Raw genomic sequence first — 13615 nt, 5'->3', positions numbered from 1 at the left:
GAACGGTTGAACACAGCGTTCGGGGGATGGCTTGAATGTTCCACGAGCCTCCCCCACATCCCATTCATCCACCGGCCGACCGGCCGGACTGACACCAACAAGCATCCTCAGGAGTCTCCCCCATGGGCAAGATCATTGGTATCGACCTCGGCACCACCAACTCGTGCGTGGCGATCATGGACGGCGGCAAGGCCCGCGTCATCGAGAATTCGGAAGGCGATCGCACCACCCCGTCGATCGTCGCCTACACCAAGGACGGCGAAGTCCTGGTGGGCGCCTCGGCCAAGCGCCAGGCCGTCACCAACCCCAAGAACACCTTCTACGCGGTGAAGCGCCTGATCGGCCGCAAGTTCACCGACGCTGAAGTACAGAAGGACATCGCCCACGTCCCGTACAGCATCCTGGCCCATGACAATGGCGACGCCTGGGTGTCCACCAGCGATGCCAAGAAGATGGCGCCGCAGGAAATCTCGGCCAAGGTGCTGGAAAAGATGAAGAAGACCGCCGAGGACTTCCTCGGTGAGAAGGTCACCGAAGCGGTCATCACCGTGCCGGCCTACTTCAATGACAGCCAGCGCCAGGCGACCAAGGACGCCGGCCGCATCGCCGGCCTGGACGTCAAGCGCATCATCAACGAGCCGACCGCGGCCGCGCTGGCCTATGGCCTGGACAAGGGTGACAACAAGGATCGCAAGATCGTGGTGTACGACCTGGGCGGCGGCACCTTCGACGTCTCGGTGATCGAGATCGCCAACGTCGACGGTGAGAAGCAGTTCGAAGTGCTGGCCACCAACGGCGACACCTTCCTGGGCGGCGAAGACTTCGACAACCGCGTCATCGAGTACCTGGTTGAAGAGTTCAACAAGGACCAGGGCATCGACCTGCGCAAGGATCCGCTGGCCCTGCAGCGCCTGAAGGACGCTGCCGAGCGCGCCAAGATCGAGCTGTCCAGCGCCCAGCAGACCGAAGTGAACCTGCCGTACGTCACCGCTGACGCGTCGGGTCCGAAGCACCTGAACATCAAGCTGACCCGCGCCAAGCTGGAATCGCTGGTCGATGAGCTGATCAGGAAGTCGATCGAGCCGTGCCGCGTCGCCCTGAACGATGCCGGCCTGCGTTCGAGCGACATCAGCGAAGTGATCCTGGTCGGTGGCCAGACCCGCATGCCGAAGGTGCAGCAGGCGGTGACCGAGTTCTTCGGCAAGGAACCGCGCAAGGACGTCAACCCGGACGAAGCCGTGGCACTGGGTGCGGCGATCCAGGGCGGCGTGCTGGGCGGCGACGTCAAGGACGTGCTGCTGCTGGACGTGACCCCGCTGTCGCTGGGCATCGAGACCATGGGTGGCGTGTTCACCAAGATCATCGAGAAGAACACCACCATCCCGACCAAGGCCTCGCAGGTGTTCTCCACCGCCGAGGACAACCAGTCGGCCGTGACCGTGCACGTGCTGCAGGGTGAGCGCGAACAGGCCCGCTTCAACAAGTCGCTGGCCAAGTTCGACCTGTCCGGCATCGAGCCGGCCCCGCGTGGCCTGCCGCAGGTGGAAGTGTCCTTCGACATCGACGCCAACGGCATCCTGCACGTGTCGGCCAAGGACAAGAAGACCAACAAGGAACAGAAGGTCGAGATCAAGGCCGGTTCGGGTCTGTCCGAGGAAGAGATCGCACGCATGGTCGCCGACGCGGAAGCCAACCGCGAAGAAGACAAGAAGTTCCAGGAACTGGTGCAGGCCCGCAACCAGGCCGACGCCCTGATCCACGGCACCCGCAGCGCCATCACCGAGCACGGCAGCAAGGTCGGCGGCGATGTCATCGGCAAGGTCGAGGCGGCACTGGCCGATCTGGAAACCGCGATGAAGGGCGACGACAAGGCACAGATCGAAGCCAAGTCGAAGGTGCTGGAAGAAGCTGGCCAGGCGCTGTTCGCCGCTGCTTCGGCCGACCAGGGCGGTGCCCCGGGTGCCGACGCCGGCAACGCAGGCAAGGCGCAGGATGACGTGGTGGACGCCGAGTTCACCGAAGTCAAGGACGACAAGAAGTCCTGATCCGGACCGACACGGGACGCTGGCTGCCAGCGTCCCGTTGTCGTACCAGGGTCCTGACCGCCCACCGGCGTGTCGGGGCGCCCGACGCAAGAGCGGACCTGGTTCCGCTCTTCCGCTTTGACGAATCCCGACTTTCCGGAATGCGATCCACGATATGAGCAAGCGCGATTACTACGAAGTGCTGGGCGTTGCCCGCACCGCCACCGACGAAGAGCTGAAGAAGGCCTACCGTCGCTGTGCGATGAAGTTCCACCCGGACCGCAACCCGGGTGATGCGGCGGCTGAAGCCTCCTTCAAGGAGTGCAAGGAAGCCTACGAAACGCTGTCCGACGGCAACAAGCGCCGCATGTACGATGCCCACGGCCACGCCGCGTTCGAGCACGGCATGGGTGGCGGTGGCGGTCCGGGCGGCCCGGACATGAACGATATCTTCGGCGATATCTTCGGCAACATCTTTGGTGGCGGCGGCGGTGGTCCGCGCCAGGCCCGTCGCGGCGCCGATATCGGCTACGTGATGGAACTGGACCTGGAAGAAGCCGTGCGAGGCGTCGAACGCCGGATCGAGATCCCGACCCTGGCCGAGTGTGGCGACTGCGATGGCAGTGGCTCCGAAGACGGCAAGGTCGAGACCTGCAACGTCTGCCATGGCCGCGGCCAGGTGCGCATCCAGCGCGGCATCTTCGCCATGCAGCAGGCCTGCCACAACTGCAACGGCCGTGGCCAGATCATCGCCAAGCCCTGCAAGACCTGCCACGGCAACGGCCGCATCGAGGAAGACAAGGTGCTGTCGGTGAAGGTGCCGGCCGGCGTCGATACCGGCGACCGCATCCGCCTGCAGGGCGAAGGCGAGGCCGGCCCGGCCGGTACACCGCCGGGCGACCTGTACGTGGAAGTGCGCGTGCGCGAGCACCACATCTTCCAGCGCGACGGCGACGACCTGCACTGCGAAGTGCCGATCCGCATCTCGCAGGCGGCACTGGGCGACACCGTGCGCGTGGCCACCCTGGGTGGCGAGGCGGAGATCCGCATCCCGGCCGAAACCCAGACCGGCAAGCTGTTCCGCCTGCGCGGCAAGGGCGTGCGTTCGGTGCGCAGCCGCAGCGAAGGCGATCTGTACTGCCGCGTGGTGGTGGAAACCCCGGTCAATCTCACTGCCGACCAGCGCAAGCTGCTGGAGCAGTTCGAAGCGACCTTCAACGGCGAGGAAGCACGCAAGCATTCGCCGAAGTCGGCGACCTTCATCGATGGCGTGAAGGGTTTCTGGGACCGGATGACGTCCTGAGTTTTCAGGTAGGTGTTGAACGATGGCGCCGGGCTCTGCCCGGCGTTTTCGTTTGCGGAAGCCTGCCTTCTACAATGGAGGCATGAATGTTTCAATCTGCAAGCGGTTGCTCCGCGCACGTGCCATCGCCACCCCTTTGCTGGTCGCGATGCTGACGGCATTCGACGTGTCGGCAGCCCCGGCCTGCGCGTTCGATCTGCCAATCATCGATCCACAGCCGGTCGCGACACATCAGCCCGGGACACACTGGACCTACTCCGCGGGCGCGATGCATCCGCCCCTCACGTTGCAGCTGCAGGCGGTGGAACCGCAGCAGCTGGCGCTCGGGATCGCCGGCACTTCAGTGCGGCGTGAATGGCGCGGGACCTATGCAGATGTGAATCCGCTACGAAAAGGCGAGAAGGTTCTGCTGCGCTTTCCGTTATCCGTCGGAGCGCAATGGCAGGATACCTTCGAAGAGCCGGGCGAGATCCGCGCGCCCTTTGGTCGGTATCGCTATGACTATCAAGAGCGGGGCAGCAGCCGCGTGGTGGCAATCGAAACGATTCGGACTGCGCTGGGTGACGTAAATGCCTACCGGATCGAGCGCGATGCGCACTGGCGCAAGTCAAAGCCACATTCGGATGACATGAAGGGGATGCGCCTGGCAGGCGATGGCGTGGTGGAAGGGCTGGAGCGCAGCATCAGCTGGTATGCACCCAGCGTCGGTCGGGTGGTGCTGCGGCGGAGCATCACGGCTCATCCTGGCTATGCCGCCTATCTGTCTGCCGAGAACGACAGCCCCAACCTGATTGTTACCGAGTTGATTGGCTTCGGGCAGCCAGGCGGCTGCCGGGTGGACGCATCTCCCACGCAGGCGAGAGCCCCCCGGGATGTACTGCCTTTGCACTACGGCCCCATGTTCAACGACACCTGGGAGTTCCGGCTGATGCGTGATCGGCATGTTCCCGCCGTGGCGAAAGATCAATAGCGTAGTGCCCACGGCCGAGGGTTCCACGCGCACTCACCGGAAAAACGCCGCCGGCGTCTGCCCCAGCTGCCGCTTGAACATGCTGGTGAAGGCGCTGGGGCTGTCGTAGCCCATCGCCAGCGCCACATCGATGACTTTCTCACCGACCGCCAGGCGCTCCATCGCGGCCAGCAGCCTTGCCTGCTGCCGCCATTGCCCGAAGGTCATGCCCAGCTCGCTGGCGAAGTGGCGCTGGATGGTTTTCACGTCCACCCCCAGGGCCTGCGACCAGTCCTGCAGGGTGGCTTCGTCACCGGGGTGTTTCTGGATGTGCTGGCAGATGCGCTGCAGGCGCGGATCGGCCGGTGTCGGCAGGTGCAGGGGCAGCACATCCATGCGGTGCAGTTCATCAAGCAGCAGGCGCACCACGCGGCCATCGCGGCTGTCATCGTGGTGGTCGCCCTGTATCAGCGTGGCCGCATGCAGCAGCTCGCGCAGCAAAGGCGCCACCTGCACCGCGAACGGTTCGGTCGCCAGTTGCGGGGCAAAGGCCGGATCGATGTACAGGCTGCGCATGTGCACATCGGCGATGCAGTCCACCGCGTGGGCCATGCCGGCCGGCATCCAGATGGCGCGGGTGGACGGCACCACCCAGCGGCCGACCTCCGAGCGCACCACCATCAGGCCCGACATGGCATACACCAGCTGGTGCCGGCGGTGGCGGTGCGGCGACACCCGGGTGCCGGCCGGGTAGTCCTTGACCCGGCAGGTCACCGGTCGATGGCCGGGCACTTCATTCCAGGGCGCGGATTCCCTGATCGCGCAGGGAGTGTCCTTTTTGCGATATGGCATGACCAGAACGCGGCGGAAGGGAGGGGGAGGGCACCGTAGCATGCGGGGCTCGCCCCCAACCTGACTGCGCACCATGTCCAGCCTGGCTACACCCGCCCCCGCCACCCGCAGCTCGACCCGCGGCGTGCTGGCGGCGATTTCCACCTCCCACATGGTCAACGACATGATGCAGTCGCTGATCTTGGCCATCTATCCGGTCATCAAGGGCGGCTTCAACCTCAGCTTCACCCAGATCGGCCTGATCACGCTGACCTACCAGCTGACCGCGTCGATCTTCCAGCCGCTGGTCGGCCTGGTCACTGACCGCAAGCCGGCACCGTACTCCCTGCCGATCGGCATGGCCTCGACCCTGTGCGGCATGCTGCTGCTCGGCTTCGCGCCGAACTACGCGATGGTGCTGCTGGCCGCGGCCATGGTCGGCATCGGTTCGGCCATCTTCCACCCGGAAGCCTCGCGCATCGCGCGGCTGGCGTCCGGTGGCCGCCACGGGCTTGCCCAGTCGGTGTTCCAGGTCGGCGGCAACTTTGGTACCGCGCTGGGCCCGCTGATCGCCGCGGCGGTGATCGTGCCGTTCGGCCAGCACGCCGCCTCGTGGTTTGCCGGCGCCGCGCTGATCGGCATCGCCCTGCTGACCTATGTCAGCCGCTGGTACGCCCTGCACCTGGGCACGCCGCGTCCTGCCGGGCAGGGTACGATCGCACCCCGTCATCCCACGCGCACCGTCGCGCGGGTGATGGCCATCCTGCTCGTGCTGATCTTCAGCAAGTACTTCTACATGGCCAGCATTGGCAGCTATTTCACCTTCTACCTGATCCACCACTTCGGCATTCCGGTGGCGCAGGCGCAGCTGCATCTGTTCGCGTTCCTGGTGGCTTCGGCGGCGGGTGGTTTCCTCGGCGGCCCGCTGGGTGACCGCATCGGCCGCAAGCCGATCATCTGGACCTCGATCCTGGGCGTGGCACCGTTCGCGCTGGCGTTGCCGCATGCAGACCTGTTCTGGACGACGGTGCTGGCGGTGCTGATCGGCTTCGTGCTGTCGTCGGCGTTCTCGGCCATCGTGGTGTATGCGCAGGAGATGATGCCGCACCGCATCGGCATGGTGTCGGGGTTGTTCTTCGGCTTCGCGTTTGGGATGGGTGGGCTGGGTGCGGCAGTGCTGGGCCTGCTGGCGGACAAGACGAGCATCGAATACGTCTATCAGCTGACCGCGTTCCTGCCGCTGCTGGGCATCATCGCTGCCTGGCTGCCGCCGTCGCGTCCTGCTGCTCACTGAGGAGTTTGGGTTTGCAGGGCTTGCAGCCCTGCACCTGCCGAATCAGCGTCAACGTCAAAAGCTGGCATTCCGTGGGATGGCGGGATGGGTCCGGTTGAGGGGGACCCCGTAAATCCATCCATGGGGGCTTGGCCGCGGCATTCATGCCGCTCACACGCCCTCAACCGGACCCACCCCGCCTTCGACAGTTTTCCGCGATCTGTCGGAACGGCGTTCTGCCTTGGTCGACTCAGTAGAGCCACGCCATGCGTGGATGCATTTCGATTTCAATTCGAAATATTCGAATCCGATTGAGATTCATCCACGCATGGCGTGGATCTACTGGCTGCCGGCCAACTGTCAGAGGTGGGGCGGTGTGGGTGGGCAGGACCGTTGGCGCCATGGATGGCGCCATCGAGCCCCCATGGATGGGTTTACGGCGTGTCCTGACCACCCACACCGCCCCGCCATCCCACGGACAGCCCGCTCTGGCTTTTGACGTTGACGTTGATTCTGCAGGTGCAGGGCTGCAAGCCCTGCCGAAAACCCCCTTGGGCGTAGAATGCGGGCATGAGCGAATCCCTCGACAACCACCTGCTCCACGGCCGTCGCCAGCGCCCCGACGGGCCCTCGCCAATCGACGTCATCTCCGTCCAGTCACAGCTCGTGTACGGCCACGCCGGCAACACCGCCGCCGTCCCGCCCATGCGTGCCCTCGGCGTGCGCGTGGCGGAAATTCCCACCGTGCTGCTCAGCAACGCGCCGTTCTACGACACCACCCGCGGCCGCGTCCTGCCCGCCGACTGGTTCGCCGACCTGCTGCTCGGCACCCGCGAACGTGGCCTGCCGCAGCGGGCGAAGATGCTGGTCTCCGGCTACTTCGGCAGCGCCGCCAACGGGGCCGCCTTCGCCGACTGGCTGGAGCAGATCCTGCCTTCGTGCCCGCAGCTGCGTTACTGCCTGGATCCGGTCATCGGCGATACGCATACCGGGCCCTACGTGGAACCCGGGCTGGAGGCGATCTTCGCCGAGCGCCTGCTGCCGCATGCCTGGCTGGTCACGCCCAATGCCTTCGAACTCAATCGCCTGACCGGCCTGCCGGCGTTGGCCGAGGCCGACGCCATCGCCGCTGCGCGCACGCTGCTTGACCGGGGCCCGCACTGGGTGATCGCGCACAGCGTGGGCGGCAACCCCGGTGAGCTGGTGACCCTGGCGGTGGGCCGCGAGGAAACCTGGCGCTGGACGTCGCCGCTGCTGCCGGTGGATGTGGCCGGTACCGGTGATGTGCTGATGTCGCTGGTGGTGTCCTTCCTGCTGCGGGGCGAGTCGATGCAGCAGGCGATCTCGCGTGCCATCGCCGGTACCCATGCGGCACTGGAAGCGACCCTGGACAACGGCTTCGAGGAGTTCGACGTGATCGCCGCCGCGCCTGCGGCGCTGGCCGACGACACGCGCTTCCGCGCCGAACGCGTGGCATGAACGCGGCCGGTGCACGCACGCCGCGTACGGTCGGCATCGTGGGCAGTGCTGGCGCTTACGGGCGCTGGCTCAGCCGTTTCTTCCGCGAGCACATGCAGCTGCAGGTAATCGGCCATGATCCGGCCGAGCCGCAATCACACACGCCGGAACAGTTGTTGGAGCAGGCCGATGTGCTGGTGTTTTCCGCGCCGATCCGGCACACGCCGGCCTTGATTGCCGACTATGTGCGGCAGTCGGCCGGGCGTGAGCAGGACCGCCTGTGGCTGGACGTGACCTCGGTGAAGGATGCGCCGGTGCAGGCCATGCTGGCCTCGCAGGCCGAAGTGGTGGGCCTGCACCCGATGACGGCGCCGCCGAAGGCACCCACCCTGAAAGGGCGGGTGATGGTGGTCTGCGAAGCGCGCCTGCAGCACTGGCAGCCGTGGGTGGATGCGCTGTGCGCCGCCCTGCAGGCCGAGTGCGTGCGCGCCACGCCGCAGCACCACGACCAGATGATGGCGCTGGTACAGGCGATGGTGCATGCCACCCATCTGGCCCAGGCTGGGGTGTTGCGCGAGTACCAGCCGCAGCTGGGTGATCTGGCCGCGATGATGCCGTACCGGTCGGCTTCGTTCGAGCTGGATACGGCGATCATCTCGCGCATCCTGTCGTTGAATCCGGCCATCTACGAGGACATCCAGTTCGGCAACCCGTACGTGGCGCCGATGCTGGACCGACTGGTGGGCCAGCTGCAGCGCCTGCAGGCGCAGGTGGGGCAGGGTGACGACGTGGCCCGTGGCCAGTTCCGTGACCAGTTGCTGGCCGCCAACCACGCCGCCTTCGGTGAACCGGCGCTTGCGGCTGGCAACTACACCTTCGAACGCGTGGGCTATCTGCTGGCGGACCTGACCGAGCGCAATGCGCTGTCCGTGCATCTGCCCGAGGATCGGCCGGGTTCGCTGCGTGAGCTGTTGAATGTGTTCGAGCAGCACCGCATCAGCCTGGCGTCGATCCATTCCTCGCGCACGCCCGGGGGTGAGGTGCACTTCCGCATCGGCTTCGTGGCGGGCAGTGATACCAGCGCGATTGCAGCGGCCGCGGCGGCCGTGGATGCCAGCGGCATCGGCCGGGTACTGGGCTAGCGGGTTTCATCCACAGGCGGTGTGGATGGTTTCTGAGCAAACATGTGGATAACCGCGTGCGGCCCTTGGCAGGCAAGGCTGTCAAGATGGTTGGTGAAAAATTGGCCACAAATTCATGTAGAGTCGAGCCATGCTCGACTGGCTTTGCTCTTGCTCGACTGGCCCCGCCAGGAGCGTGTCGACCAAGGTCGACACCTACCGGAGCGGGGGCGCTGCGCAATCCGGTAGCGCCGCGCCGCGCCCGGCGAACCTCAGATCGTCAGCCGCAATTCGCCGCCACTGGTGGTGAACTCGCGGCCGTTGCGCACCAGGTGCCGGCCATCGTCCAGTTCATAGCGCGGCGTGGCTTCGGACTGGTGCCCGCTGCCACCGGCGTCGGGCTTGAACTCGATGATGACGTGGCTTTCGCCATTGCTGTCGACTGCAGGGAACTGACGGAACGACATCGTGCACCTCCTTCAGCGGATGCTGTTGATGCACGGGCAGATTGGCCCGGCCGGTGTTAGCCGGCCGTCAATCAGTCGATGAACTGCAGTCGCGCCAGCTCTGCATACAGTCCACCTTCAGCCAACAACTGCGCATGCGTGCCTTCGGCCACGATGCGGCCCTGGTCCATCACCACGATGCGGTCGGCCTTCAGCACGGTGGCCAGGCGGTGGGCGATGACCACGGTGGTGCGGCCGGCCATCAGCCGTTCCAAGGCCTGCTGCACGCCGTGTTCGCTCTGCGCGTCCAGTGCGCTGGTGGCTTCGTCCAGCAGCAGGATCGGTGCGTCCTTCAGCAGGGCGCGGGCAATCGCTACGCGCTGCTGCTGGCCGCCGGACAGGCGCGCGCCGCGCTCGCCCAGTTCGCTGTCATAGCCCTGCGGCAGCGCACGCAGGAAGGCATCGGCTTCGGCCGCGCGGGCGGCTTCTTCCACCTCGGCGTCGCTGGCCTGCAGCCGCCCATAGCGGATGTTGTCGCGTGCACTGGCAGCGAACAGCGTCGGCTGCTGCGGCACCAGCGCCAGCTGCGCACGCAGATCGGCCGGGTCCACCTGGCGCACGTCGATGCCATCGACGCAGATGCGGCCGCTGGCCGGGTCGTGGAAGCGCAGCAGCAGCGACAGCACCGTGCTCTTGCCGGCGCCGGACGGGCCCACCAGGGCCACCGTCTCGCCGGGGCGGACGTTCAGGGTGAAATGGTCCAGCGCGGGTTGGTCCGGGCGCTGCGGGTAGTGGAACACCACATCGTCGAACTGGATCTGCCCCTGCAGCGGCTGCGGCAGGGCCTGCGGCTGCGCCGGGGCGCGGATCTCGATGTCTTCCTGCAGCAGTTCGCCGATGCGGCCCATGCCGCCGGAGGCGCGCTGCAGTTCATTCCAGACCTCGGCCAGGGCGCCGACCGAGCCGCCGCCGATCAGCGCGTACAGCACGAACTGGCCCAGCGTACCGGCACTCAGGCGCCCTTCGATCACATCGTGCGCGCCCAGCCACAACACGCCGACGATGGCACCGAACACCAGCAGGATGGCACTGGCGGTCACCAGCGACTGCGCGCCGATGCGTCGCCGTGCGGCGCGGATCGCATCGGCCAGGGCGTGATCGAAGCGGCCGCGTTCATAGGGTTCGCGCGCGTGCGCCTGCACGGTGCGCACCGCCCCCAGGGTTTCGCTGGCCAGGCTGTTGGCATCGGCGATGCGGTCCTGGCTGCTGCGGGCCACCGCGCGCAGCTTGCGTGCGCCGATGATGATCGGCAGCACCGCCAGTGGAATGCCCAGCAACGACCATGCGGCCAGTCGCGGGCTGGTGACGAACAGCATGGCCAGGCTGCCGACCACGGTCACGCTGCTGCGCAGGGCCACCGACATGGTCGAACCCACCACGCTGCGCAGCAGTTCGCTGTCAGCGGTCAGGCGCGAGACCAGTTCGCCGCTGCGGCTGCGGTCGTGGAAGCCGGCACCGAGCTGGATCAGATGTGCGTACAGGCGGCTGCGCAGGTCGGCCACCACTTTTTCGCCCAGCAGCGACACGAAGAAGAAGCGCGCCGCCGTGGCCAGCGCCAGCACCACCGCCACCAACAGCAGCAGGGCGAAGGCACGATTGATCTGGCCGCCGCTGCTGAAGCCGTGGTCGATCATCTGCTTGACCGCAGGCGGCAGGCTGAGGGTTGCCGCCGAAGACACCGCCAAGGCCAGCAGCCAGGCGGTGAACAGGCCGCTGTGGCGGCGCACGAACGGCCACAGGGTGCGCAGGCTGCCCAGGCGGCGCAGCGGTGGGGTCGAAGCGGGTGCGTCGTCCTGGTCAGTCATCCTGGTCGTCATCTTGAATGCGGATACGGTCACGGGTGGCGTCGCGCAGGCGGATTTTCAATGCATCGACCTGATCGGCCGGCAATTCCACCCGCAGGCGCACACCATTGGCATCGAACTGTTCATCGCGCTTTTCCGCGGCAAAGCCCGGCAGCGCGGAGTGCAGGGTGCCCAGATCCTCGAAGCCGGCCTGCAGCTGCAGGCGTGCCATCGCCACCAGCGGCAGGCGCGGCGCGGTGCGCAGGCATTCGGCGGCGGTGCCACCGTAGGCGCGTACCAGCCCGCCGGCGCCCAGCTTGATGCCGCCGTACCAGCGGGTCACCACCACCACCACGCGGTCGAAGCCCTGGCCATCGATGGCGGCCAGGATGGGGCGCCCAGCGGTGCCGGCCGGTTCGCCGTCATCGCTGGAACGGTAGTCCTGGCCATGCCGGTAGGCCCAGCAGTTGTGGGTGGCGTCGGCCACGGCCACCTGCTGCAGGAAGGCCAGCGCGGCGGCGCCGCTGTCGATCGGCGCGGCGTGCGCGGTGAAGCGGCTGTGCTTGATGTCCAGCGTGTGGCTGACGGGCTGGGCGAGGGTATCGGGCATTCCCACCATTCTACGGGGTTGCCGCGCGACTGCCTCAGTCGTCCAGCAATGGCCGCAGATCCTTCGGCAGGCGTGCCTCGGGATACAGCTGCAGATAGCGTTCCAGGCTGGCGCGGGCCAGATCGCGTTGGCCACTGTCGCGGCGCTCGCGGATCCTCTGCAGCCATTGCCGGCGTGGCAGCTTGGCATCGGCCAGTACTTCGGCATTCACCGCGCCCGCGCTCAGGCCGGCATCGCTGGAACGGCGCAGCATCACGCCGGGCGCGCTGGCCGGTGCTGGCGCTGCGTTGCTGGAAAACGCGGCCGGTTCGGGCCGCTGTCGGCTCGCCGCGCGCTCGGCTGCGATGGCGTCGGTACGCGCGGCAGTGCGCGCGGCGGTGGGCTGCACCGCATCCGCTTCGGCGGCTGCCGGGGCCGGCATGGAGTAGGCCATCGGCGCGGGCGGCGCGGCAGGTTGCGGCGGTACGAAGGCGCGGTCCGCAGAGGATTCAACGGCCCTGCTGTGCATCACTGCGGGCGGGGCGGGCTCGGCCGGCGCGGGCGCCGCGTGGATCTCTGCCTTGGCAGCCACGGCAGGCTTGCGCACCGGGGCCGGCGCTGCCTGCGGAGGCGGGGGCGGGGCTACGGCAGGTGCCGACTCTGCGACGGCGGCCGCCGCGACCTCGGCTGCATCGCTGGCGCGCTCGGCGGCAGGCGCATCACTGGCTCCTGCGGCGGCAGGTGCCATCTGTGCTTCCTGCGCGGGCAGCACGGGCGGTTCCGGCCGCATCTGCCAGGCGATTCCGATGGCAAATACCATCGACGCGGCAATGCCGAACACCGCCGGCCAACGCGGGCGGGCGCGGCGCAGCGGGGCGTTCGCAGCGCGGGGTGCAGCGGCCGCAGCAGCTGCAGCAGCGTCGGCCGATGGTGAAGTGGCGCCGGCCTGTACCGATGCCCGCGCGGCCGCCAGGATCGCAGCATCCAGCGCAGGCGGCGGAGCCTGTTCGGCGCGGCGGCCGATCAGGCCGGCCAGCGCGCGTTCTTCCGGCGTCAGGGGATCGTCTCGGTTCATGCGTTCAGTCCCGCACGCAGCTTGTCCATCGCATAGCGCAGCCGCGATTTCACGGTTTCCCGGCCAACGCCGGTGATCTGGCCGATCTCCTCCAGGCTCAGTTCCTGTTCCAGCCGCAGCTGCAGCACTTCGCGCTGCTCGGGCGGCAGGTCGTCCATCGCCAGCTGGATGCGGCGACGTTGTTCGAATTCAGACAGTTCCGCTTCCGGCGTCTGCCCATCTTCCAGTGCCGCCAGACGCAGGTCGGCGTCGGCCGGTGCGGCGGGGCGATGGCGGGCGGCGCGCCAATGGTCGTTCAGGCGGTTGTGCGCGATGCGGAACAGCCAGGTGCTGAATGCGGCCTCGGGTTGCCAGCCGGCGCGCGCGCTGATCACCCGCTGCCAGACGTCCTGGAAGATTTCCTCGGCCAGCGCGTTGTCACGCAGTTGCCGCAGCAGGAAGCCAAACAGGCGCTTGCGATGGCGCGCATACAGGCTTTCGAACGCCTGCAGGTCGCCACCGGCCCAGGCCAGCATCAAGGCTTCATCGGTTGGCAGGGCGGTCGCTTCCACGGCACACAGGGTAAGGCCTGCAGGCGGTGGCGCATAGCGGTGGGCGGGGGCGGGCAGGGCGCAGTTCACGGCGGTGGCGGGAGGGATGTCGAAAGGAAAAACGCGCGGACGCACGAAACGGGGTTGACGGGCTTCCATTGCCCCCCCGGTG

At 67.2% G+C, this 13615-nt stretch carries 12 protein-coding genes; 6 read left to right on the top strand and 6 right to left on the bottom strand.

The genetic code is table 11. From position 1 onward, the window contains the following. Positions 1-122 precede the first annotated feature (122 nt). From dnaK to ACM2ZB_RS06215, 3 genes are all read left to right on the top strand, one after another. Complete coding sequence (dnaK, locus tag ACM2ZB_RS06225) at positions 123-2045, top strand: molecular chaperone DnaK (RefSeq protein ID WP_108768569.1); 1923 nt, start codon at positions 123-125, stop codon at positions 2043-2045. A gap of 154 nt (positions 2046-2199) precedes the next feature. Next, entirely contained in the window at positions 2200-3327 is a 1128-nt protein-coding gene (dnaJ, locus tag ACM2ZB_RS06220; RefSeq protein ID WP_324809664.1) for a molecular chaperone DnaJ, read from the top strand. A gap of 82 nt (positions 3328-3409) precedes the next feature. Next, complete coding sequence (locus ACM2ZB_RS06215; RefSeq protein ID WP_416057872.1) at positions 3410-4297, top strand: hypothetical protein; 888 nt, start codon at positions 3410-3412, stop codon at positions 4295-4297. A 33-nt stretch (positions 4298-4330) separates the two neighbouring features. On the opposite strand, the gene ACM2ZB_RS06210 is transcribed toward ACM2ZB_RS06215, so the two are convergent. After that, positions 4331-5128, bottom strand: a complete 798-nt coding sequence (locus tag ACM2ZB_RS06210) for an AraC family transcriptional regulator (RefSeq protein WP_416057871.1) — start codon at positions 5126-5128, stop codon at positions 4331-4333. Between the two features lie 73 nt (positions 5129-5201). On the opposite strand from ACM2ZB_RS06210, the gene ACM2ZB_RS06205 reads away from it, so the two are divergent. From ACM2ZB_RS06205 to ACM2ZB_RS06195, 3 genes are all read left to right on the top strand, one after another. Continuing rightward, on the top strand, positions 5202-6401 hold the full coding sequence (locus ACM2ZB_RS06205; protein WP_416057870.1) for an MFS transporter: 1200 nt from the start codon (positions 5202-5204) through the stop codon (positions 6399-6401). Between the two features lie 549 nt (positions 6402-6950). Continuing rightward, entirely contained in the window at positions 6951-7859 is a 909-nt protein-coding gene (gene pdxY / locus ACM2ZB_RS06200; protein ID WP_416057869.1) for a pyridoxal kinase, read from the top strand. Continuing rightward, on the top strand, positions 7856-8980 hold the full coding sequence (locus tag ACM2ZB_RS06195; RefSeq protein ID WP_416057868.1) for a prephenate dehydrogenase: 1125 nt from the start codon (positions 7856-7858) through the stop codon (positions 8978-8980). Before pdxY ends, ACM2ZB_RS06195 begins: the two co-directional genes overlap by 4 nt. Positions 8981-9231: 251 nt before the next feature. Here ACM2ZB_RS06195 and ACM2ZB_RS06190 read toward each other — a convergent pair whose 3' ends face one another. From ACM2ZB_RS06190 to ACM2ZB_RS06170, 5 genes are all read right to left on the bottom strand, one after another. Beyond that, complete coding sequence (locus tag ACM2ZB_RS06190) at positions 9232-9426, bottom strand: hypothetical protein (protein ID WP_313439554.1); 195 nt, start codon at positions 9424-9426, stop codon at positions 9232-9234. Positions 9427-9497: 71 nt separating this feature from the next. Beyond that, on the bottom strand, positions 9498-11270 hold the full coding sequence (locus ACM2ZB_RS06185; RefSeq protein WP_416057867.1) for an ABC transporter transmembrane domain-containing protein: 1773 nt from the start codon (positions 11268-11270) through the stop codon (positions 9498-9500). Beyond that, positions 11263-11859 carry an IMPACT family protein gene (locus tag ACM2ZB_RS06180; RefSeq protein ID WP_416057866.1) on the bottom strand — a complete coding sequence of 199 codons (597 nt, stop codon included), beginning with the start codon at positions 11857-11859 and terminating at the stop codon, positions 11263-11265. The genes ACM2ZB_RS06185 and ACM2ZB_RS06180 overlap by 8 nt, the downstream gene beginning before the upstream one ends. Positions 11860-11893: 34 nt before the next feature. After that, on the bottom strand, positions 11894-12913 hold the full coding sequence (locus tag ACM2ZB_RS06175; protein ID WP_416057865.1) for a hypothetical protein: 1020 nt from the start codon (positions 12911-12913) through the stop codon (positions 11894-11896). Further along, positions 12910-13428 carry an RNA polymerase sigma factor gene (locus tag ACM2ZB_RS06170; protein WP_313439564.1) on the bottom strand — a complete coding sequence of 173 codons (519 nt, stop codon included), beginning with the start codon at positions 13426-13428 and terminating at the stop codon, positions 12910-12912. The genes ACM2ZB_RS06175 and ACM2ZB_RS06170 overlap by 4 nt, the downstream gene beginning before the upstream one ends. Between the last annotated feature and the right edge of the window lie 187 nt (positions 13429-13615).

It is taken from the genome of Stenotrophomonas maltophilia, from assembly GCF_047782825.1.
Classification (GTDB): Bacteria; Pseudomonadota; Gammaproteobacteria; order Xanthomonadales; family Xanthomonadaceae; genus Stenotrophomonas.
The sequence above is the reverse complement of the archived record's forward strand: the minus strand, read 5'-3'. Positions and strand labels throughout refer to the sequence as shown.

Bases quoted from the DNA above. Each gene is read 5' to 3' on its own strand.
- ACM2ZB_RS06180 (WP_416057866.1), bottom strand. From the start codon at position 11,859: ATGCCCGATACCCTCGCCCAGCCCGTCAGCCACACGCTGGACATCAAG.
- ACM2ZB_RS06215 (WP_416057872.1), top strand. From the start codon at position 3,410: ATGAATGTTTCAATCTGCAAGCGGTTGCTCCGCGCACGTGCCATCGCC.
- ACM2ZB_RS06210 (WP_416057871.1), bottom strand. From the start codon at position 5,128: ATGCCATATCGCAAAAAGGACACTCCCTGCGCGATCAGGGAATCCGCG.
- pdxY (WP_416057869.1), top strand. From the start codon at position 6,951: ATGAGCGAATCCCTCGACAACCACCTGCTCCACGGCCGTCGCCAGCGC.
- ACM2ZB_RS06175 (WP_416057865.1), bottom strand. From the start codon at position 12,913: ATGAACCGAGACGATCCCCTGACGCCGGAAGAACGCGCGCTGGCCGGC.
- dnaJ (WP_324809664.1), top strand. From the start codon at position 2,200: ATGAGCAAGCGCGATTACTACGAAGTGCTGGGCGTTGCCCGCACCGCC.
- ACM2ZB_RS06205 (WP_416057870.1), top strand. From the start codon at position 5,202: ATGTCCAGCCTGGCTACACCCGCCCCCGCCACCCGCAGCTCGACCCGC.
- ACM2ZB_RS06185 (WP_416057867.1), bottom strand. From the start codon at position 11,270: ATGACTGACCAGGACGACGCACCCGCTTCGACCCCACCGCTGCGCCGC.
- ACM2ZB_RS06195 (WP_416057868.1), top strand. From the start codon at position 7,856: ATGAACGCGGCCGGTGCACGCACGCCGCGTACGGTCGGCATCGTGGGC.
- ACM2ZB_RS06190 (WP_313439554.1), bottom strand. From the start codon at position 9,426: ATGTCGTTCCGTCAGTTCCCTGCAGTCGACAGCAATGGCGAAAGCCAC.
- dnaK (WP_108768569.1), top strand. From the start codon at position 123: ATGGGCAAGATCATTGGTATCGACCTCGGCACCACCAACTCGTGCGTG.
- ACM2ZB_RS06170 (WP_313439564.1), bottom strand. From the start codon at position 13,428: ATGCTGGCCTGGGCCGGTGGCGACCTGCAGGCGTTCGAAAGCCTGTAT.